20 protein-coding genes, 9 tRNA genes and 1 pseudogene (1 of these 30 only partly in view) are annotated in these 18,759 nt (G+C 52.5%); 27 read left to right on the forward strand and 3 right to left on the reverse strand.

The features are described 5' to 3' along the window. The 19 genes from MKX76_RS27550 to MKX76_RS27640 form a co-directional block, all read left to right on the forward strand. A tRNA-Thr gene (locus MKX76_RS27550) sits at window positions 1-51 on the forward strand; it begins 25 nt to the left of the window's first position. A 4-nt stretch (window positions 52-55) separates the two neighbouring features. After that, window positions 56-141: transfer RNA gene (locus MKX76_RS27555), tRNA-Tyr, on the forward strand. Window positions 142-148: 7 nt separating this feature from the next. Next, window positions 149-222, forward strand: a tRNA-Trp gene (locus tag MKX76_RS27560). A gap of 20 nt (window positions 223-242) precedes the next feature. Further along, window positions 243-318: transfer RNA gene (locus MKX76_RS27565), tRNA-His, on the forward strand. A gap of 16 nt (window positions 319-334) precedes the next feature. After that, window positions 335-409: transfer RNA gene (locus tag MKX76_RS27570), tRNA-Gln, on the forward strand. Between the two features lie 8 nt (window positions 410-417). Beyond that, window positions 418-492: transfer RNA gene (locus MKX76_RS27575), tRNA-Gly, on the forward strand. 11 nt (window positions 493-503) lie between these two features. Beyond that, window positions 504-577 (forward strand) — tRNA-Cys (locus MKX76_RS27580). A gap of 11 nt (window positions 578-588) precedes the next feature. Beyond that, window positions 589-662, forward strand: a tRNA-Arg gene (locus MKX76_RS27585). A 7-nt stretch (window positions 663-669) separates the two neighbouring features. Beyond that, window positions 670-749, forward strand: a tRNA-Leu gene (locus MKX76_RS27590). Window positions 750-1,119: 370 nt separating this feature from the next. Beyond that, the gene (locus MKX76_RS27595) at window positions 1,120-1,419 is read left to right on the forward strand and encodes a hypothetical protein (RefSeq protein WP_007131933.1); all 300 of its coding nucleotides are present in this window, start codon (window positions 1,120-1,122) and stop codon (window positions 1,417-1,419) included. A gap of 71 nt (window positions 1,420-1,490) precedes the next feature. After that, window positions 1,491-2,165, forward strand: a complete 675-nt coding sequence (locus tag MKX76_RS27600; protein ID WP_007131934.1) for a PspA/IM30 family protein — start codon at window positions 1,491-1,493, stop codon at window positions 2,163-2,165. Window positions 2,166-2,167: 2 nt separating this feature from the next. Beyond that, window positions 2,168-2,665 carry a PspC domain-containing protein gene (locus MKX76_RS27605; protein ID WP_007131935.1) on the forward strand — a complete coding sequence of 166 codons (498 nt, stop codon included), beginning with the start codon at window positions 2,168-2,170 and terminating at the stop codon, window positions 2,663-2,665. 1 nt (window position 2,666) lies between these two features. Beyond that, window positions 2,667-3,353, forward strand: coding sequence for a PspA/IM30 family protein (locus MKX76_RS27610; RefSeq protein ID WP_007131936.1), 687 nt, complete (start codon window positions 2,667-2,669; stop codon window positions 3,351-3,353). Between the two features lie 174 nt (window positions 3,354-3,527). After that, window positions 3,528-4,172, forward strand: a complete 645-nt coding sequence (liaF, locus tag MKX76_RS27615) for a cell wall-active antibiotics response protein LiaF (protein WP_007131937.1) — start codon at window positions 3,528-3,530, stop codon at window positions 4,170-4,172. 49 nt (window positions 4,173-4,221) lie between these two features. Then, the gene (locus MKX76_RS27620) at window positions 4,222-5,295 is read left to right on the forward strand and encodes a sensor histidine kinase (protein WP_007131938.1); all 1,074 of its coding nucleotides are present in this window, start codon (window positions 4,222-4,224) and stop codon (window positions 5,293-5,295) included. Further along, the gene (locus tag MKX76_RS27625; protein ID WP_007131939.1) at window positions 5,279-5,923 is read left to right on the forward strand and encodes a response regulator; all 645 of its coding nucleotides are present in this window, start codon (window positions 5,279-5,281) and stop codon (window positions 5,921-5,923) included. Before MKX76_RS27620 ends, MKX76_RS27625 begins: the two co-directional genes overlap by 17 nt. Before the next feature lie 99 nt (window positions 5,924-6,022). Next, window positions 6,023-6,811, forward strand: a complete 789-nt coding sequence (locus MKX76_RS27630; RefSeq protein ID WP_341034930.1) for a YwmB family TATA-box binding protein — start codon at window positions 6,023-6,025, stop codon at window positions 6,809-6,811. A gap of 137 nt (window positions 6,812-6,948) precedes the next feature. After that, window positions 6,949-8,499, forward strand: a complete 1,551-nt coding sequence (gene zwf, locus MKX76_RS27635; protein WP_007131941.1) for a glucose-6-phosphate dehydrogenase — start codon at window positions 6,949-6,951, stop codon at window positions 8,497-8,499. A gap of 113 nt (window positions 8,500-8,612) precedes the next feature. After that, window positions 8,613-10,193: a peptide chain release factor 3 gene (locus MKX76_RS27640; protein WP_210094571.1), complete on the forward strand. Its 1,581-nt coding sequence runs from the start codon at window positions 8,613-8,615 to the stop codon at window positions 10,191-10,193. 81 nt (window positions 10,194-10,274) lie between these two features. Here MKX76_RS27640 and sspI read toward each other — a convergent pair whose 3' ends face one another. Continuing rightward, entirely contained in the window at window positions 10,275-10,514 is a 240-nt protein-coding gene (sspI, locus tag MKX76_RS27645) for a small acid-soluble spore protein SspI (RefSeq protein WP_007131943.1), read from the reverse strand. Between the two features lie 152 nt (window positions 10,515-10,666). Here sspI and MKX76_RS27650 point away from each other — a divergent pair, with 152 nt between their 5' ends. From MKX76_RS27650 to yunB, 6 genes are all read left to right on the forward strand, one after another. Beyond that, window positions 10,667-11,329, forward strand: a complete 663-nt coding sequence (locus tag MKX76_RS27650) for a potassium channel family protein (protein ID WP_007131944.1) — start codon at window positions 10,667-10,669, stop codon at window positions 11,327-11,329. Between the two features lie 79 nt (window positions 11,330-11,408). Further along, complete coding sequence (locus MKX76_RS27655; protein ID WP_341034931.1) at window positions 11,409-12,218, forward strand: TrmH family RNA methyltransferase; 810 nt, start codon at window positions 11,409-11,411, stop codon at window positions 12,216-12,218. Between the two features lie 168 nt (window positions 12,219-12,386). Continuing rightward, the gene (locus MKX76_RS27660) at window positions 12,387-12,812 is read left to right on the forward strand and encodes a DUF1801 domain-containing protein (protein ID WP_210094570.1); all 426 of its coding nucleotides are present in this window, start codon (window positions 12,387-12,389) and stop codon (window positions 12,810-12,812) included. Window positions 12,813-12,955: 143 nt separating this feature from the next. Next, a complete protein-coding gene (locus MKX76_RS27665) occupies window positions 12,956-13,381 on the forward strand; it encodes an SRPBCC family protein (RefSeq protein WP_028404773.1) in 426 nt (141 codons plus the stop codon). Window positions 13,382-13,384: 3 nt separating this feature from the next. After that, window positions 13,385-13,792: an ArsR/SmtB family transcription factor gene (locus tag MKX76_RS27670; RefSeq protein ID WP_341034932.1), complete on the forward strand. Its 408-nt coding sequence runs from the start codon at window positions 13,385-13,387 to the stop codon at window positions 13,790-13,792. A 109-nt stretch (window positions 13,793-13,901) separates the two neighbouring features. Beyond that, window positions 13,902-14,906 carry a sporulation protein YunB gene (gene yunB, locus MKX76_RS27675; protein ID WP_341034933.1) on the forward strand — a complete coding sequence of 335 codons (1,005 nt, stop codon included), beginning with the start codon at window positions 13,902-13,904 and terminating at the stop codon, window positions 14,904-14,906. A gap of 55 nt (window positions 14,907-14,961) precedes the next feature. On the opposite strand, the gene MKX76_RS27680 is transcribed toward yunB, so the two are convergent. After that, window positions 14,962-16,050 carry a M23 family metallopeptidase gene (locus MKX76_RS27680; RefSeq protein WP_260987225.1) on the reverse strand — a complete coding sequence of 363 codons (1,089 nt, stop codon included), beginning with the start codon at window positions 16,048-16,050 and terminating at the stop codon, window positions 14,962-14,964. Window positions 16,051-16,344: 294 nt separating this feature from the next. On the opposite strand from MKX76_RS27680, the pseudogene lipA reads away from it, so the two are divergent. Next, window positions 16,345-17,244: pseudogene (gene lipA, locus MKX76_RS27685) on the forward strand (lipoyl synthase); the annotation flags it as partial. Between the two features lie 37 nt (window positions 17,245-17,281). Continuing rightward, on the forward strand, window positions 17,282-17,803 hold the full coding sequence (locus MKX76_RS27690; protein WP_007131952.1) for a YutD family protein: 522 nt from the start codon (window positions 17,282-17,284) through the stop codon (window positions 17,801-17,803). An 88-nt stretch (window positions 17,804-17,891) separates the two neighbouring features. Here MKX76_RS27690 and MKX76_RS27695 read toward each other — a convergent pair whose 3' ends face one another. After that, window positions 17,892-18,695 carry an NAD kinase gene (locus tag MKX76_RS27695; RefSeq protein WP_007131953.1) on the reverse strand — a complete coding sequence of 268 codons (804 nt, stop codon included), beginning with the start codon at window positions 18,693-18,695 and terminating at the stop codon, window positions 17,892-17,894. Between the last annotated feature and the right edge of the window lie 64 nt (window positions 18,696-18,759).

The raw sequence follows: 18,759 nt of genomic DNA on the forward strand, positions 1-18,759 counted from the left end.
AACTGACTTGTAATCAGTAGGTTGGGGGTTCAAGTCCTCTCGCCGGCACCACTATGGAGGATTAGCGAAGTGGCCAAACGCAGCAGACTGTAAATCTGTTCTCTTACGAGTTCGGTGGTTCGAATCCATCATCCTCCACCAGTTTTATAGGGGCATAGTTTAAAGGTAGAACAGCGGTCTCCAAAACCGTTAGTGTGGGTTCAATTCCTGCTGCCCCTGCCAATCGAAAATTTATAAATATGGCGGTCGTGGCGAAGGGGTTAACGCACCGGATTGTGGCTCCGGCATTCGTGGGTTCAAGTCCCATCGATCGCCCCATATTTCAAAATCATATTGGGGATTAGCCAAGCGGTAAGGCAACGGACTTTGACTCCGTCATGCATAGGTTCGAATCCTATATCCCCAGCCATGATTTCTGCGGACGTGGCTCAGCGGTAGAGCATCGCCTTGCCAAGGCGAGGGTCGCGGGTTCGATTCCCGTCGTCCGCTCCATTTTTATTTGTGGCGCCATAGCCAAGTGGTAAGGCACAGCTCTGCAAAAGCTTTATCCCCAGTTCGAATCTGGGTGGCGCCTCCATTTACCAATCTGTGCCCTTAGCTCAGCTGGATAGAGCGTTTGACTACGAATCAAAAGGTCAGGAGTTCGAATCTCTTAGGGCACGCTTTTATGCCGGTGTGGCGGAATTGGCAGACGCGCGCGACTCAAAATCGTGAGGGAAACCGTGGGGGTTCGAGTCCCTTCACCGGCATCATGCAAAAGGAATGCAAGACGATTATCGTCTGCATTCCTTTTTTGCGTTTTTCGTCTGATGATCGGTTGGTATGACAGCGTTCAACTGCAGTGAGATGTGCTTCTTGTCGAAGTGCGTTGTTCCTATGAAAGAAGAGCGCGGGTTCCTATGGATCGAACACCGTCAGGATGAAATGGCGAATAGGCGATCTGACCCTGCTTTAAATGGGCTAGGGATGGATTGGACGCAGGTCCATAGAAGGCCCCGACTTAGGTCTAGGTGCAAAAACCGTCCGCAGTCCGTTTTAGTGAAACGCGAAATTACCTAGAATAGAGTCATAAGGTTGAACACATAAACAACGATCAAACGACAGAAAGGCGGTGTATAAATGAGATATTCGAGAGGAAACGGATTAAGTCTCCTGCTGATTGGTTTAGGGGTTTTGATTCTTCTGGGTGTATTCGCTCCTCTGCTCGGATGGTTGTTCAGTCTTTTGCTTCCCGTTCTGATGATCGCTTTGGGATATTACGGAATTCGGAGAGGCAACGCTCTGATCGGGTGGATCATTCTCGGTATCGGCGTCATCTGGTTGATGGGTAAGCTGTCTTGGCTCATCGGTCCGGTACTCGGTATTATCCTGATCATCTATGGGTTGTCCCGATTCAAGAAGGGAAGACCGCGTTACTAAATGCGATTATAGGATAACAGCCAGCTGAAGTTAAGGATAAGAAGTTGATAGAAGAGGAGGGCTAAACCCAAATGAGTGTTTTCAGACGGATACGAGATATTACCGTTGCAACCTTGAATGAAAGACTCGAGCAGAGTCAGGATCCGGTTCGATTGATCGACCAGTTCCTTCATTCGACCAGACAAGACATCACGGAAGCCGAGAAGCTTCTGCAGCAATGCCAGACTCACTCCAGGCAGCTGAAGCAGCAGGTTGACCAAGCCGAGACGATGCGGGATAAGCGTGAGGAACAAGCGCTGCTTGCATTGAAAGCCGGTGAGGATCATCTGGCGAAGCTGGCACTTCAAGAGAAGTTGATTTATGAAGAAAAGATTGAACAATACCAAGGCTTGTTGTCTACCAGCCTGGAATCGCTGAGAGAGATTGAAGAGCAGCTCGGGGAGCTCCGCATGGAGTATCAAACCGTATACAGCAAGCGTCAATACTATGTTGCCCGAATGGAGACACTCCGTCTGCAGCAGAAGATGAATGAACGCACCGGTGCATACGGTGGTCAAGACGTTCCGAAGATGTTCAACCGGCTCGAGGATCGCATCAGCGATTGGGAGCTTGAAGCCAGAAGCTTGCGCGATTTACGCCGGATGGGCCAAGAGTATGTGGAGCAGGCAGGCAATACCGTCTCTTCCGTACTCGAAAAGGAGCTTGCCCGTTTGAAGCAAAAGCTGAATGACAGCGGAAAGGAGTAATCATGACTAGATTGTACCGTTCTACCCGAGACAAAATGTTTACCGGGTTGATCGGCGGCCTATCCGATTATTTCGGAGTCGAATCGACCATCCTCAGAATTATATTTGTAGTCAGTATCTTTTTCACTGGCGGTACAACACTATTAATTTACCTGATCGCGACGTTGGTTGTTTCCAAAGAGCCGCCGTATTACCACGATCCATACGCACCTCATGGAAGACATGGAGGACATGGAGGCTATCGTTTCAATGATGCACCTGGACCCGGATATAACGGCTATAACGATAACTATGGTCGTCCAGGATACCCGAATGAAGGCGGCTTTGGACCGAAATATGATCGCTCCGGCCGGCCGGATCCAGGCTATGGTCCCCGGAATAACGCATCCGCCGATTCCGGTCTGGATGCGATGATGCAAGACATCGAGAAGAAGGCATTGCAAAAAGAAATTGAAGAGTTGAAGAAAAAACTATCGGATTATGAGAAGGGAGATAAGTAACATGGGAGTATTTAAAAGAATTAAAGATATGACAAAGGCGTCGGTGAATGAGCTGCTGGATAAGGTAGAAGACCCGATTGTAATGTTGAACCAGTATCTGCGCGACATGGAAGCAGAAATTCACGAGGCAGAAGTAACCGTAGCGAAGCAAATGGCGAATGAGCGCCGGATGAAGCAGCGCGTGGACGAAGCGGTTAAGATGGCTGCACAGCGCGAGGCACAAGCCGAGCTGGCTCTGAAGAACGGTCAGGAAGAAGTTGCACGCAAGCTTCTGGAGGAAAAAATCTACTTCGATCAAAAAGTTACCGAGTACTCCGAGCTGCACCTGCAATCGGAATCCCAAGCTAAAGAACTGGTTGCCCAGCTTCATCAAATGAAAGACGAGTTCTATAAAATGCGCAACAAGCGCAATGAGCTCGTTGCTCGTGCGCAAATGGCCAAAGCCAAGAAGCAAATGTCTCAAGTGAGCAGCTTGCATACGATTGAGAGCGGCAGCGCTTCGATGGGCTTCCACCGCATGGAGGAAAAAATCATGCAGATGGAGGCAGAAGCGGACGTGCTTCGCGCACCATACCGTCCGAACAACGCGGCTTACACCAGCCCGGTGGATGCCGAGAAGCAGCTGAAAGTCGATGAGCAGCTGGAAGCGCTGAAGAACAAACTGAACAACACCTCGAAATCGGAGTAATTGTTCAGGAAACTTAGCAAAATAAATGAAAAACCGTATGCGAAATTCCGGGTTCATATGATATGCTATACGGATGAAGCAGTCCGAGTAGTATAGGACAAAGCCATACCGTGAGGGGCTCCTCATGGATATGGCTTTTCCCGGCTTTATATTTCGTCATCAAGGAGGTGCGACATGGATCGAAACCGCTGGATCGCAGTAGGGTTCATCTGTTTAGGTTTTATTATGCTCTTCGGCCGATGGTTCGGTTTCTTTACCATTGTCGCCCTGTTGCTCATGTTTGCAGGCGTGCTTCAGGTCCGCACAGGCCAAGTGAAGAGAGGCTACATTCTGCTCGGGGTCGGAGCTGTCATGCTGATGCTGGAGCACCTCATGCTGATTATCGGCGTCAGCCTGATCTCGCTTGGCATTTTCTACGGAAAATCCAGACGGGCGCATGGTACAACCGGCTATGTCCAGAAGCAAAGCTTTATGTCCAACTTCGATTGGGACCAGTCGCCATGGGTTATGCGCAGTCTGAGCATATGGCATGTGCTCGGAGAAGCTGATGTGGACCTGTCCCTGGCTCTGCCGGAGGAGCGTCATACGGTTATGATGTTTCACGGTTTGCTTGGGGATATCGATCTGATGATCCCCGATTATTACGGGGTGGAAATCGAGGCCTTCATCCTGTTCGGATCGATCCATATGGGCGACCGGAAGGAGACGGGCATCATGAATCGCGTACGTTATCAATCTCCCAACTATGAGACGAGCGAATATAAAGTGAAATTCATCGTTTCGTATTTAGGCGGAGATTTGAGTATACGAATGACGTAAATGACTTATTCATACATTGGATTTGGATACCAATCAGGAGGGTTGCCCCGTGGAAACGGAAAAAAAAGCAAACATCATAACCCGTAGCATGCGCGAGGGAGCCCTTCTGGGATTGGTTGTCATGCTGATCGTGTTGTACTTGCTGTATACATACGGGTACTTACAGCCGTTTGAGACCTGGAAGGGGCGGATTGAAGCGCTGATCACCATCGTGCTTCTGCCGGTCGGTCTTGGGGCCATTTATGGGTTTTATCAAGGATATCGGGTCAAACGAAGAATTGATCTTGTACGGGAAACGCTGGTAAGCTGGGAGAAGGGTAGTCTGACCGATGTGATGCCGGATATCGGGGAGGACGAAGTCGGACGGCTGGGCGAGCAGCTGGTGCGCATCAGCAAGCGTTGGGAGGACCAGGTCTCCTCCTTGCAGCGGCTGTCGACCAATAACGCCCAGCTGGCGGAGCAAGCCCGGGTGACGGCGATCGTCGAAGAGAGGCAGCGACTGGCCCGCGAGCTGCACGATGCGGTGTCCCAGCAGCTGTTCGCCATTTCGATGACCGCCACGGCGGTTGGCAGAACGCTGGATAAGGATTTTGACAAAGCCCAGCGCCAGGTGGCTCTGATCGAGGAAATGTCGGCGGTTGCCCAGTCCGAGATGAGGGCGCTGCTCCTTCATTTGCGGCCGGTCTATTTGGAGGGTAAAGCCTTGGAGCAAGGTCTGCGGGATCTGATTAAAGAACTGCAGATTAAAGTGCCGATGGAAATTACGTTTGAAATGGACGAGGATATTCACTTGGTGAAGGGAATCGAGAACCACTTGTTCCGGATCATTCAAGAGGCCATGTCCAACACGCTTCGTCATGCCAAGGCGGACAAAATGGATATCCGCATTCACCGGAGGCAGAATACCGTTCGGGTAATGCTCCGCGATGACGGTGTCGGGTTTGAGCTGGATGACAAGAAGCAAACCTCTTACGGCCTGTCGACCATGCAGGAACGGGTCACGGAGATCGGGGGCTCCATTCAGTTTATTACCGCCCCCGGCAAAGGAACACGCATTGAAATTACGGTACCGCTGATGAATGAAGAACGCAAACGGGGGGATAGCGATGGAAACACCGATTAAAGTGCTGCTGGTGGACGATCACGAGATGGTCCGGATCGGCCTCGCCGCCGTGCTGGGCACGGAGGATGGGATCGAAGTTGTAGGGGAGGCAGGCAGCGGTGAGGAAGGCATCCGGCTTGCTCAGGAGTATCAACCGGATGTGGTGCTGATGGATCTGGTGATGGATGGAATGGACGGGATCGAGACGACCCGGCAGCTCATGAAGCAGTTCCCGAATCTCAAGGTGATTGTGCTGACGAGTTACCTGGACGACGAGAAGATGTATCCGGTCATTGAAGCCGGCGCCTTTAGCTATCTGCTAAAAACATCCCGGGCCTCCGAGGTTGCGGACGCTATACGCGCAGCGGCACGCGGACAGTCGGTTCTGGAGTCGCAGGTCGCTTCCAAGATGATGAATCGTTTCCGTCATCCGCAAAACGAGGCTCCGGCTCATCAGGATTTGACGGACCGGGAAATGGAGGTTCTGCGTCTGCTCGCCCAAGGCAAATCGAATCAGGATATTGCCGATGAGCTTATCATTGGAATCAAGACGGTGAAATTTCACGTTACGAATATTCTGGGCAAGCTTGGCGTTGAGGATCGTACCCAAGCGGCTATATATGCGTACAAAAATGGGTTGGCTGAGTAGAAGAGCCGGCTCATTTTTTTATGCCTGCTTGTATATTTTCCTCCCGAATCGGCGATCCTTTTACTAGATTGATAGATTGCACGGGGAGCGTGACGAGCGGTGAGGAGAATATCATTTCAAATATTGGGGATGGTAATGGTGCTATGCAGCTTGGTGGGAATACTGGTCGGATTTTCAGACGTAAAATCCAGTCCGTTGTCCGGAAGTGCTCATGAAGCACCGGCCGCAGCTGCTCAAGCAGAGCGCGATTTGCGGCTTCTCCTCCAGCTTGGACGGGAGCATGTGGATTCGGACGTTCGCTTCACCGTTAAACTGCAGGGTGAAAGTCAGGCGGTCTCCAGAGACCAAGCCATGGCTTCCGCTGAGCAGGTTGCACAGGCACTCGGCCTTCCTGCAGTCACTGCAGGAAAGGTGCATGGAAACGAAGTGTTCCGTTCCGAAGGGACTCTCGAGGGCCTTCCGGTCCAGATGGATTGGGCGCTTACCCATCTAGGGGGAAGCTATGTACGGGTAATGCTGACCGCCGAAGGGGAAGCGCAGGGCGAGCGGATGATTGGGATGCAGCAGCGCGTGCTGGATGAACTGGCTCATGCCGGCGTCGAGGCCGCGATGAATGCTGCCGTTCAAGGCTACAGCGCAAGGCAAGAAGGAGCTGCCGAGACGATCGGTCGGCTTGAAGGGGATCTTGGCCGGACATTGACGATGCGCTTGGTGGAGGATTATGAAGACGGAAAGACGGTCAGCCGATCCTACGAAGCTCCAGCGCTGGGCACTTTCGTCAAAAGCGGGGAGCAACCGATTCAAATGCAGCTGGCAGTGCATGAAGATTCGATGAAGAAAAGTAGTAGAATCACGATCGGATTTCCCGTCATTACTGTAGAATATTGAAAACAGCATCTGAAACTATAATGAAAAAATGCGGAATGAGATAGCATAGTTGATATGAATGTGCTAAAATGTCATCAAATCAAAGAAAGTCCAGATGCATAAAAATACACTATATTACATAGAAAGAATGAGGAGCCATGGCTGAAAAACAAAATCTAGATACATTGAAGGCACCGGGAGCGGTATTTTTCATCTTTGGGGCGACCGGTGATTTGGCAAGACGCAAGCTGTTTCCGGCGATCTACAGTCTTTATCGTGAAGGGAAACTGGATGAGGATTTTGCAGTAATCGGCGTGGCGCGTCGTCCGCGCACCCAAGAGGAATTTCGGGAGGACGTTTACCGTTCCATCCAGGAATTCTGCCGGTACAGTTCCGAGCAGGATCAGGAGTGGAATGCCTTCGCGCAGCATTTTGAATATAAATCATTAGACATTAACAATATCGACGGCTTCCGCGAGCTTCGCGAACAAACGGAGCAGCTGGAAGCGAAGTTCAACATCCCGGGCAACCGCCTGTTCTATCTGGCTCTTGCACCGGAGCTGTTCGGCAGCGTATCGTTCAACCTGATGAAGGGCGGCATGCTGGAAGGCGCAGGCTGGAACCGTCTTGTGATCGAGAAGCCGTTCGGCTACGATCTGGAGTCGGCTGCCAAGCTGAACGAAGAAATTCGCAAAGTGTTCAAAGAAGAAGAAATCTACCGCATCGACCATTACCTCGGGAAGGAAATGGTTCAGAACATCGAAGTCATCCGCTTCGCCAATGCGTTCTTCGAGCCGCTCTGGAACAACAAGCATATCGCTAACGTTCAAATTACGCTTGGCGAGACGGTTGGCGTAGAAGAGCGAGGAGGCTACTACGATCATGCCGGCGCCCTGCGGGATATGGGTCAGAACCATATGCTGCAGCTGCTGACGATGATCGCGATGGAGCCGCCTAGCCGACTGCTTGCCGAGGACATTCGGGATGAGAAGGTCAAGGTGCTTCGTTCCCTTCGTCCTTACGCTACCCATGAGGAAGTGGCGAAGAACGTCGTTCGCGGCCAATATACAAGAGGCTCTGCGGGCGGCAAGGAATTGCCGGCATACCGGGAAGAGGATAAGGTGAACCCGGAATCCAATACGGAGACGTATTTTGCCGCAAGAGTCTTTGTCGACAACTTCCGCTGGGCAGGCGTTCCGTTCTACATCCGCACTGGCAAGCGTCTTCCGGTCAAGACGACCGAGGTGGTCGTGGAATTCAAACGGATGCCGAACAACGTATACTTGGGCCAAAAGCATTCGCTTGAGCCAAACCTGCTTGTTATTCGCGTTAACCCGATGGAAGGCATCTATGTGAAGATCAATGCCAAGAAGCCGGGCTCTGAATCGGAAATCGCGCCGGTGGCCATGGATTTCTGCCAAAGCTGCATCGTCGGCATTAACTCGCCGGAAGCGTACGAGCGGCTGCTGCATGATGCTGCCCGCGGAGACTCCACTTATTTCACCCGCTGGGATGAAGTCGCTTCGGCATGGTCCTTCGTGGATCGCATCGCAAGCGCTTGGAGAGAGAACCAGGGTGAGCTGGAGTCCTATCCTGCCGGCTCCTGGGGCCCGGCCAAGGCCGACGAGCTTCTTAAGGAAGACGGCTTCCACTGGTGGCCGGTGAACGGTCAGCTGGAAGATAATGTGGTTTGGCTAAAAGGCGAATAACGCGTTCGATATATGCCTAAAAATCATCCCCATGCGCACGTGCGTGGGGATGATTTGCGTATCAATTGTGGTACAATGATATACATGACTTTAGTAATGAAGGGATTTGTGTGATGGCAAAGCTAAGCGATGAATTAAAGCAGGAAGTGGATAAACGCCGTACGTTTGCGATTATTTCCCACCCTGACGCCGGTAAAACAACGTTGACCGAGAAGCTGCTCCTGTTCGGGGGCGCCATTCGATTGGCGGGAACTGTTAAAGCGCGCAAGGCGAGCAAACATGCGACAAGTGACTGGATGGAAATCGAGAAGCAGCGCGGTATCTCGGTCACTTCATCCGTCATGCAATTTGACTATCTTGGGCATCGGATTAACATTTTGGATACCCCGGGCCACCAAGATTTCAGTGAAGATACGTACCGTACGCTGACCGCTGCAGACAGCGCCGTCATGTTGATCGACGTAGCTAAAGGGGTCGAGGCCCAGACGATCAAGCTGTTCCAGGTGTGTGCGAAGCGGGGCATCCCGATTTTTACGTTTATCAACAAGCTGGACCGGGAAGGGCGGAGCCCGTTCGATCTGATGGAGGAGCTGGAGCAAGTGCTCGGCATCCGTTCGGTTCCGATGAATTGGCCTATCGGCTCCGGCCGGGATCTGTGCGGCGTATATGATCGGGTGAAGAACCAGGTGGAGCTGTTCCAGGGGGATGACCATTCAACGATCCAGGTGCAAAAGGTTGAAGGCTATGAGGACCCGCTGATCCGCGAGATGGCCGGCGATTACTTGCATGATCAATTGTGCCAGGATTTGGAGCTGCTCGATGTGGCGGGCGATCCGTTTGATTACGAAAAAGTGCTGCAGGGGCAACTGACCCCGGTATTCTTCGGCAGCGCCATTAACAATTTCGGCGTGCAGACCTTCCTGGAGAATTTCCTCCAGCTGGCGCCGAAGCCCGAGCCGCGTCGCAGCACGGAAGGCCTCGTGGAGCCGACGGACGAGAAGTTCTCGGGATATGTATTCAAGATTCAAGCCAACATGAATCCGGCGCATCGCGACCGTATCGCATTTTTGCGTATCGTATCGGGCAAGTTTGAGCGCGGAATGAGCGTGAAGCATGTCCGGGCCGGCAAGGAGATCAAGCTCTCGCAGCCGCAGCAGTTTCTGGCGCAGGACCGGGATATTGTCCAAGAGGCGTATCCTGGCGACATTATCGGCCTGTTTGATCCGGGTATTTTCCGTATCGGCGATTCGCTCAGTCAAGGACGGGAGGTCGTGTTCGATGAGCTGCCTACGTTTTCGCCTGAGATCTTTGCCAAGGCTACCGTAAAAAATGCACTCAAGCATAAACAGTACCAGAAGGGGATCGATCAGCTGACAGAGGAGGGCACCATCCAGGTGTTCCGGACGACCAGCTTCGATGAAATCATTCTTGGCGTTGTCGGCCAGCTCCAATTCGAGGTATTTGAGCACCGGATGAAGGCCGAATACGGGGTTGACGTTCAGCTTCAGCGGCTGCCATACCAGTTCGCCCGCTGGATCGTTGATGACCAGATCGACCCGTCCAAATTCCGGATTAACTCGACATTGGTGAAGGATAAGAAGGAAAACTTCGTGGTGTTATTCGAGAACGAGTATGCGATGAGAACCGCGATGGAGAAAAATCCGACGGCTAAATTTTTGGAGACTGCACCGTAAGCTCTCCTTGATATAAGCAAAAAAACAATCCTCAGGCTGTTCAAGCTTTGAGGATTGTTTCTTTTTCGGCCGCCGGCCGTCTTAGCCTTGCGTTAGGTTCCCGGGGGTGACGTGCTTCAGATGCTCGTGAAGGGAGGAGACGAGCTGGTTTTGCTCGGAAGCATCCATGTCCTTCCACATCATTTCAAACATTACCCCTAGTCCCGGCAGGGCGGCTTCCGGCCCGTCGACGGAACCCTCGATCATGGAGCGCAGCTCTTCTTGGTCCTGATTATGGACTTTGTGAATGACAGCTTGCCGTAGATCTAACAATATGGACATCGAAATGTTCCTCCTTGTTTATGAAAGGGTCATTGGTAATGTACCCGTAGAGAGGCAGTTACATTCAAGTATTCGGGACAGTATGGTATACTGAAATAACGAATAACCAGAACAATGCGGAATGGATCTAGGCTCGTGGGAGGATTATATAAATGGCGAAGAAACAGTACGCAGTAATCGGTATGGGACGTTTTGGCACGAGTGTAGCGAAGGAATTAAGCACCATGGGCTTTGATGTATTGGCCGTGGACGCAAGTGAGCAGCGCGTGCAGGAAATCGCTAATATGGTTACGCACGCGGTATCGGCGGATTCGACTGATGAAGAAGCGCTGCGGGCGCTCGGCATTCGCAACTTCGATGTCGTTGTCGTGGCTATAGGGGAGGACATCCAGTCCAGTATTTTGACGACATTGATCTTGAAGGATCTTGGCGTGCCGGCGATCGTCGTCAAGGCAAAAAATGAACTGCACGGCAAAGTGCTTCATAAGATCGGGGCGGATAAGGTGATTTTCCCCGAACGGGATATGGGGCTCCGGGTTGCGCATCATCTGGTGTCTCCGAACATTTTGGACTATATCGACCTGTCGGATGATTACAGCATTATGGAGATGCAGGCAACGGGGGAACTGCTCGGGCACAATCTCAGAGAGCTGGATATTCGGGCCCGGTTCGGCTGCAACGTTATGGCGATCCGAAGCGAATCGGATATGAACATTTCACCCCATCCGGAAGACCGCATCGAAGAGGGCGACATTCTCGTTATCGTCGGTCACAAGAACGATCTGGCGAAGCTGGAGCTGGCTTACCCGAAATGAACCTAATATCGAATCAAGCCGGCTAATAGCCAGGCCATGATTTCTTTCTTAAATGTATAGAGGAACGGTGGATAGAGCGATGGAGATATTATCGCCGCAGAATGCCCGCGTGAAGAGCTGGGCTCAGCTGCAAGAGAAAAAGCATAGGGACAAGCAAAGCAAGTATGTGGTTGAGGGGATTCATCTGGTGCAGGAGGCGCTGTCCTCGGGTGCGGATGTCGAGTGCGTGGCCTTTGACATCGAGCGGGGCATCCCTCGGGAGCTTACTGGCATACCGGACACGGAACAGGGTGTAGAATGGATCGGCGTATCCCATGCGGTGATTGCCAAAGTAAGCGATACGCCTTCCCCGCAGCCGGTATTTGCCGTCGTTCGCAAGGAAGCCGGGCAATGGCAGGATCTGATCATGCGTGAAGGCGGCCTTGTGATGGTTCTGGATGGTTTACAGGATCCGGGAAATGTCGGAACCATTATCCGTACGGCGGATGCAGTAGGAGCTGCAGGCGTTGTGCTTGGCCGAGGCTGCGCCGATGTATACAATCCGAAAACGCTCCGCTCCACGATGGGATCGTTATTTCATTTGCCGGTGCTTGAAGGCGATCTCCTGGAGATTTTGCCGGAGGCTCGAGCGAAGGGTGCCCGGCTGGTGACCACGCTGCTCGAAGGAAAGCGCTCATGCTTTGAGTATGACTTTCAAGGAACATGCTGGATCGTCATCGGCAGTGAAGGAAGCGGGGTATCCCCCGAGGTTGCAGCTCTGGTGGACGATGCGATTCGTATCCCCATGCCTGGACAAGCCGAATCGCTGAATGCGGCGATGGCAGCCTCCGTCCTTATGTATGAAGCGCTGCGTCAGCGGGAATACAGCGACAGCAAGACTGGACATTGATCGAGTTTGTCGATCGGCTCCAGTCTTTTTTACTTGATAATCGATTCGTCGATGAGAGAGGGCCAGGATATCATGGAACGATCTTACAGGATGGGCATAACAGCCGTCTTATACAGCTTCGTTGGATAGGGAATGATGAAAATGATACCGGGGAGAGGGGAAAGCGGCATGTACGAGCAAAAAACGAAAGAGACGGAAAACAGCGTCATCGAATTTATCGAGCAGGTGGACAATCCCAAAAAGCGGGAGGATGCTTATCGTCTGCTGGACATTTTTACGGAGACGAGCGGTTTTCCCGCTAAAATGTGGGGGCCCAGCATCATCGGATTCGGTTCCTATCATTACCGGTATGCTTCCGGGCATGAAGGCGATGCGCCGTATGTCGGCTTCTCTCCGAGAAAGGCGAAGATAAGCCTGTATTTTGCGCCGGGAGATGAGCATCGCGAGGAGCTGCTGGCGAGCTTCGGCAAATATACCGCCGGGAAAGGCTGCGTCTATATCAATAAAGTTGCCGATATCGATGAAGTGGTGCTTAAGCAGCTCATTCGGCAATCCATCGATTTTCTCCAGCGAACCTATCCGGTTCAGGAGTGAGTCTTTGGGTAACGACGCGTATGGCTTAACGGTATGGAAGACAGGCAAGTTATGGCAGTTGACATGAAACCGTTTGGTTTCATATAATGCTATTATGAAACCAAACGGTTTCGTAATATTGGATAAAGCGAGGTAGGATGATGATGGACAACGCAAGCGGTGCTAAACTGCCGGATATACGACATACGCTTACTTTAAAGGCTCCGATCGACAAGGTGTGGCAGGCGGTGGCTACCTCCGAAGGGATTGCGGCTTGGTTTATGCCGAACAACTTCGAGCCAGCCTTGGGCTTTGAATTTCAACTGAATGCCGGGCCATTCGGCATGTCCCCATGTAAGGTAACCGAGCTCGACCCGCCCCATCGGTTAAGCTTTAATTGGGGGAAGGACTGGACGCTAACGTTCGAGCTGGTTGAGCAGGGCGAACATACCGAGTTTACGCTTATTCACGGCGGCTGGACTGCTGATCAGGTTACGGAATTCGGGGAAGCTCACGAGCTTGTTCGCGGGCGCATGGATAACGGCTGGGCAGGCCTTGTTCAAAAGCTCGCCGGATATGTCGAGGGATAAGCCATGTCCGGGGCCGCTCCGAGGCACGACGTTTTTCAGGCGATCGCCGATCCAACGCGCCGTAAGCTTCTTGGCCTTTTGAGCGAGAAGGAAATGCCGGTCAAGGATATTACCGGGCATTTCTCCATGACCCGGCCGGCGGTGTCGAAGCATCTTCGCATTCTGGAGGAAGCCGGGCTTGTGAAGGAACGCAAGGTCGGACGGGAGACGCGATATCGTCTGGATGTAGGGCCGCTGCAGGATCTGAAGGACTGGCTGTCCTATTTCGATCGTTTCTGGGAAAACAAGCTGTCGATGCTGAAGCATTATGTGGAAGAGGGTTCGATGGATCGAGAAACGCCGGAAGGCCAGGATCCAGCCCTTTCCCTGGTGTCACGAAAGTCTCGCCCGAATCAAGAAGAGCAGGGATAACGATCCCCTGCTCTTCTTTTTTGCCGGTTGTCCGCATACCCTCTATACAGGAGGAGCTTGCCAGGGTGATCTTGCCGCATCCAGGACGCCCGAATAGGGGGGATACAGTTTGAGACGAAAGAGATGGGGAAGCAGGCGTTTATCCTTTCCGTCCCTGTCATGGCCGAAACCACGCCGAGCGTTCAAGCCGTCCAGGAGAGGGTTCCGGGCGGTACCGCCGAGAAGCGGGGGCCGTCCACAGGTCGCTAAGCGGCGCAGCAGGAAGAAATGGTGGCTTATCGCAATCGTGCTGATTATATTTGGAATTACGCAGTTTTTTATGCATATTGAACGGAATCTCAGGCCGCCGATCATGCATCTTGCCCAAATCCGGGTTAAGCAAATCGCCACGGAGGCAATCAATAAAGCGATCACTTCCCAGGTAACGCAAGGCCAGGATTTCGAGAACCTGGTGAATTGGAAAACAGACAGCAGCGGTAAAGTGACGGGCTTTATGCTGAATTATGCCGAGCACCTGAAAATTACGTCGCATACGACGCAGGTCGTTCAGCAAACGCTGGATGATATCCACAAGCGGAAGGAGCATATCCCGCTGGGCCAAGTGCTCAAGAGCCCGATCATCGCCTCATTCGGTCCCCAGATTCCGCTGAAAATCGAGCCGCAGGGAGCGGTAAAGGTGCAGCTGGACACCCGTCAGCAGGGAGCCGGGATCAATATGATTCTGGTCGAAGTGTTCGTCCATATCGTGACCGAGGTAGCGGTGGTCGTCCCGTTCGATATGGAGCCGCAGACCGTTGAGACCGATATCCCGATCTCCTACCTGCTCGTTGTCGGGGACGTGCCTATGTATTACTATGACGCGCAAGGAAAAGCCGTCGGCGAAAATAAAGCGAGCGCGCCAAGCATTGCGATCCCTCCGCCTTCCTCCAATGAAAACAGCGCAAAAGAGGGAGAGCCGCAAGGAAGCACCGGAGACACGCCGCTCATTACGCCGCCGTCAGGCACCACGAGTCCAGGCGCTACATCGCCAGGCTCGACTCCTGCACCGAGGGAAACGCCTGCAGGGGAATCCGACAGTCCGGCCCAGCCCGAAGGGGGAGGGACGGGACACTAGGGCAGCTGAACGAAGCAGCAGGCTCTTATTATAAAAAAACGCGTCCTGAAGAGCTTCAGGAGCGCGTTTTTTTCTTGGATCTTTTCTCCTCCAGCTCCCAGCGCTTCAGCAGGGGGTAAGGGTCAAAGGCCCATTCGGTGTGGCCGGTATCCCGGTAGATGCCGTAATGCAGATGCGGAGGGAATTTTCCCTGGGTGCCCGGCTTGCCGTAACCGGAGCTGCCGACCCAGCCGAGGGTCTGTCCCGGCTTGACCACATCTCCGAGGGCGATGCTTTTGTCAAAGCCCTGCAAATGGGCGTAATAATGATAGTGATTGTTCAAATCCCGAATGCCGATGCGCCATCCGCCGTATTTGTTCCAGCCCTTGATCTCCACCACGCCATAGCATGTGCTTCGCACGGGAACGCCGTGAGAGGCAAACAGATCAGTGCCTTCGTGAACTCTTCTCCCTCCCCAGTTGCGCCCCATACCGAAGGTGCTTCGGTAGGAGTAATTGCTTTTGACGGGAAGCGGGAAGGCATGGTCGAACAAATCCAGTTTGCCGAAGGTTTCATACAGCTTGGCATACTGCATAACCCGCTGGACGGCCCGGGTGTTCTGATAATAGGACCATAAGCCGATGCTGAAGTCATCGGCAGCATGGCCATACGGGGCCAGTCTGGCCGCGACGGTATAGAGCAGGTCCATATCATCGTTAGGATCGGCTTTACCATCTCCGTTCCCGTCAAGACCGATACCCGAGAACACGCTGATGGACATCGGATCGACGTCCTCCTGATCGGGATTTAACGGTCCTGCCCATCTGGTAGGAGGAATGAAGATGCCGAGGGTTCGTTCGGGATGCTTTCGATCCCTGGGATGAACCTGGGTCAGCGTTCGTTCATACTGATCAATGGCCGCGAGCCGGTACCACGGAATTTGGGTTACAGCGGCAACCTGGTCGTATAAAGATTTCCTGGCTGCGTATACCGCTTCAGCATTGCCGCCCGTGGAGCTTGCTTCGACAACTGCATGGGACGGCTCCGAAGACTTTATGGGCTCTGCGGCATGTACCGTTCCTTGCAAACAGCTGATCGACGTTATGGAAGCCACAGCTGCAAGCATCCCGCGGCGCAAAGCGCGGCTTGAGCATATCGATCGCATGATCCTCAATGTGTTCTTCACCCCCTTTTTAGACTGTTATTATTGAGGGTTCTTGTACGCTTCGAAAATCGGCGTGCACCGGCGATGCGAAGCCTATAGACAGATGGTGCCCGCCGGTCGGATAGGAATGCCTACACCGTAGGGTGAATCAAAACAAGGATTTTTATCCATGCCGTACGTAGATGAATGTTATATCGATGAGGACAGGTAATATGATGGTTTTCATGATATAATATGGAACAGTTAACGTGAGTTTATGAACTTTAGGCAAGATCAAACCAACGAAAGAAGGTATTTTCTTTGTCCAAAACCAAACAGCCAAAACCCGACTGGATTCGAATTAAGCTGACAACCGGCGATAATTATAAGGAAATCAAGAGCATGATGCGGTCCAAAACGCTTCATACCGTGTGTGAAGAGGCCCGCTGCCCGAATATTTACGAGTGCTGGGCGAACCGTACCGCGACGTTTATGATTCTGGGGGATATTTGCACGCGTGCTTGCCGTTTTTGCGCGGTAAACACGGGGCTTCCGACGGAGCTTGACCTGCAGGAGCCGGAGCGTGTAGCCGAGGCAGCCGAGCAGATGAACCTCCGGCACTGCGTCGTGACAAGTGTAGCAAGGGATGACCTGAAAGACGGAGGCGCGTACATATTCGCCGAAACGGTGAAAGCGATCCGAAGACGCCTTCCGCTATGTTCGGTTGAAGTGCTGATCCCGGACTTTATGGGCAGCGAGGAGTCGCTGAAGATTGTTATGGATGCGAAGCCTGACATTCTGAACCATAATATCGAGACGGTTAAGCGCATGTCGGATCGGGTACGGGCTAAAGCGAAGTACGACCGTTCCCTGCAGTTATTGAAGAATGCCAAAATGATGCAGCCGGATATTCCGACGAAATCGAGCATTATGCTGGGTGTCGGTGAAGAGTGGGATGAAATTCTGGAAGCGATGGATGACCTTCGGGCCGTCGATTGCGATATTATGACGATCGGCCAGTATTTGCAGCCGTCGCCTAAGCATTTGAATGTGGAAAAATATTATACGCCTGAGGAGTTCGCCATCCTGAAGGAAGAGGGAATGAAGCGGGGCTTCAGCCACGTGGAATCCGGTCCGCTGGTACGCAGCTCCTACCATGCGCACGAGCAGGTGAAATCGGCTGCACGGAGCAAGGAAGAAACGGTTCAGTCTTAATCCAGTCTCAGCGTGTTAGAAAGGCAGGGATGCTGTCATGATCATTATCGGCAACAAAAGCTATGAATTGCTGAAGGACTACCGGAACGGTTGGAATCTGGAGGCTTTCCGGGATCGGTACAGCGAGGTACTGGACCGGTATGACTATATTGTGGGGGATTGGGGCTACAATCAGCTACGGCTAAAAGGCTTCTACCGCGACAACCATCCGAAAGCCGCCAAGGACTCCACATTCTCCAGCATGTCTGACTATATTAACGAGTACTGCAATTTCGGCTGTGCCCATTTCGTGCTCCAGAAGACAAAGGAGCATAAGGAGCATAAAGAGCCGAAGGACCGGGAACCCCGGGATGCAGCAGAAGTTAAGGAAGTCCGGCCTGATGAGGAGAATAGAGGAAACAAGGAGGCCGCACAGGACGGAGCAGTGAAGAGCAGGAAGGACGGCCGGGAACGCGAAGTCCGGGAAGCGAAGCGGGAGCAGCGCGAACAGCGTGATCAGCGCGAGCCAAGGGAACCGAGGGAGAAGGGGCCGAAGGCTCCGAGGTCCGCTACTTCTTGAATCCCGTCTTGACTTGAACTTTATATCCTAATAAAAAAGATCGGATCTCTGCACCAATGGACAGAGGCCGATCTTTTTGTATGCTTGATTAACCAAGAAACGCATCGCGAACCCGGTTCCAGAACGGAAACGGACGGTATCGGGCAAAGCTGACCTGCTGCTCCGCCACCTGACAGCGAACGGAGATAAGATCATCGATCGAGATATTGATATGATCAATCGTAAGCAGCAAGCGCTGCTCCTTGCGCGAAAAAATATCACAATGATGATGCTTGGGCAGAAGAAGCGGCGAGCCGAGCGTTCGGAAGATGCGGTTGTTGATCGAGGCAATCTCCGCGATCTGCAAGGCATCGATCGAGGGATGGACCATCGCGCCTCCGACACTCTTGTTATAAGCCGTGCTGCCGGATGGGGTGGATACGCAAATGCCGTCTCCCCGGAACATTTCAAAGGTTACATCGTTAATGTCAATCTGGGCGACGACCGTCCCGTCAACGCCCTTGAGCGTAAACTCATTCAGCGCAATATAAGATGAAGTCCCTGACTTCTTATGGATCTCCAGTTGTACCAAGGGATACTTGACGAGACGCGGTTCCACGGCTCCCGTCTCTTTGGTGCCGCTCATATGATCAATAAGTTCGTTCAGCTCGTCAGCTTTCCAGTCTGCATAGAACCCTAAATGACCGGTATGAACACCGACGAAAGCCAAGTCAGGTATACGGTCAATAAAGGTATGAAATGCGTGCAGCATCGTACCGTCTCCACCGATCGAAACGACAATCTCGGGAGATTCTGCATCCAGCACAAACCCCCGCTGTTCGGCCAGCTTGTGAAACTGCTGGGTCAGCTCAACAGACAATGGGTCACCGCGGTCCAGAACATAATATCTCAAGTTGATAAGCTCCTTTGTAAGGTTATATAAAGATGATAATCAATCTTGGAGAATAACACAATGT

This window comes from Paenibacillus sp. FSL R5-0810 (assembly GCF_038002285.1).
In the GTDB taxonomy this organism is placed as follows: domain Bacteria; phylum Bacillota; class Bacilli; order Paenibacillales; family Paenibacillaceae; genus Paenibacillus_AQ; species Paenibacillus_AQ lactis.

Excerpts from the sequence above, each read along its gene's own strand:
- MKX76_RS27595 (WP_007131933.1), top strand. The coding sequence starts at position 1,120 with ATGAGATATTCGAGAGGAAACGGATTAAGTCTCCTGCTGATTGGTTTA.
- MKX76_RS27600 (WP_007131934.1), top strand. The coding sequence starts at position 1,491 with ATGAGTGTTTTCAGACGGATACGAGATATTACCGTTGCAACCTTGAAT.
- MKX76_RS27605 (WP_007131935.1), top strand. The coding sequence starts at position 2,168 with ATGACTAGATTGTACCGTTCTACCCGAGACAAAATGTTTACCGGGTTG.
- MKX76_RS27610 (WP_007131936.1), top strand. The coding sequence starts at position 2,667 with ATGGGAGTATTTAAAAGAATTAAAGATATGACAAAGGCGTCGGTGAAT.
- liaF (WP_007131937.1), top strand. The coding sequence starts at position 3,528 with ATGGATCGAAACCGCTGGATCGCAGTAGGGTTCATCTGTTTAGGTTTT.
- MKX76_RS27625 (WP_007131939.1), top strand. The coding sequence starts at position 5,279 with ATGGAAACACCGATTAAAGTGCTGCTGGTGGACGATCACGAGATGGTC.
- zwf (WP_007131941.1), top strand. The coding sequence starts at position 6,949 with ATGGCTGAAAAACAAAATCTAGATACATTGAAGGCACCGGGAGCGGTA.
- MKX76_RS27640 (WP_210094571.1), top strand. The coding sequence starts at position 8,613 with ATGGCAAAGCTAAGCGATGAATTAAAGCAGGAAGTGGATAAACGCCGT.
- sspI (WP_007131943.1), bottom strand. The coding sequence starts at position 10,514 with ATGTCCATATTGTTAGATCTACGGCAAGCTGTCATTCACAAAGTCCAT.
- MKX76_RS27650 (WP_007131944.1), top strand. The coding sequence starts at position 10,667 with ATGGCGAAGAAACAGTACGCAGTAATCGGTATGGGACGTTTTGGCACG.
- MKX76_RS27655 (WP_341034931.1), top strand. The coding sequence starts at position 11,409 with ATGGAGATATTATCGCCGCAGAATGCCCGCGTGAAGAGCTGGGCTCAG.
- MKX76_RS27660 (WP_210094570.1), top strand. The coding sequence starts at position 12,387 with ATGTACGAGCAAAAAACGAAAGAGACGGAAAACAGCGTCATCGAATTT.
- MKX76_RS27665 (WP_028404773.1), top strand. The coding sequence starts at position 12,956 with ATGGACAACGCAAGCGGTGCTAAACTGCCGGATATACGACATACGCTT.
- MKX76_RS27670 (WP_341034932.1), top strand. The coding sequence starts at position 13,385 with ATGTCCGGGGCCGCTCCGAGGCACGACGTTTTTCAGGCGATCGCCGAT.
- MKX76_RS27680 (WP_260987225.1), bottom strand. The coding sequence starts at position 16,050 with ATGCGATCGATATGCTCAAGCCGCGCTTTGCGCCGCGGGATGCTTGCA.
- MKX76_RS27690 (WP_007131952.1), top strand. The coding sequence starts at position 17,282 with ATGATCATTATCGGCAACAAAAGCTATGAATTGCTGAAGGACTACCGG.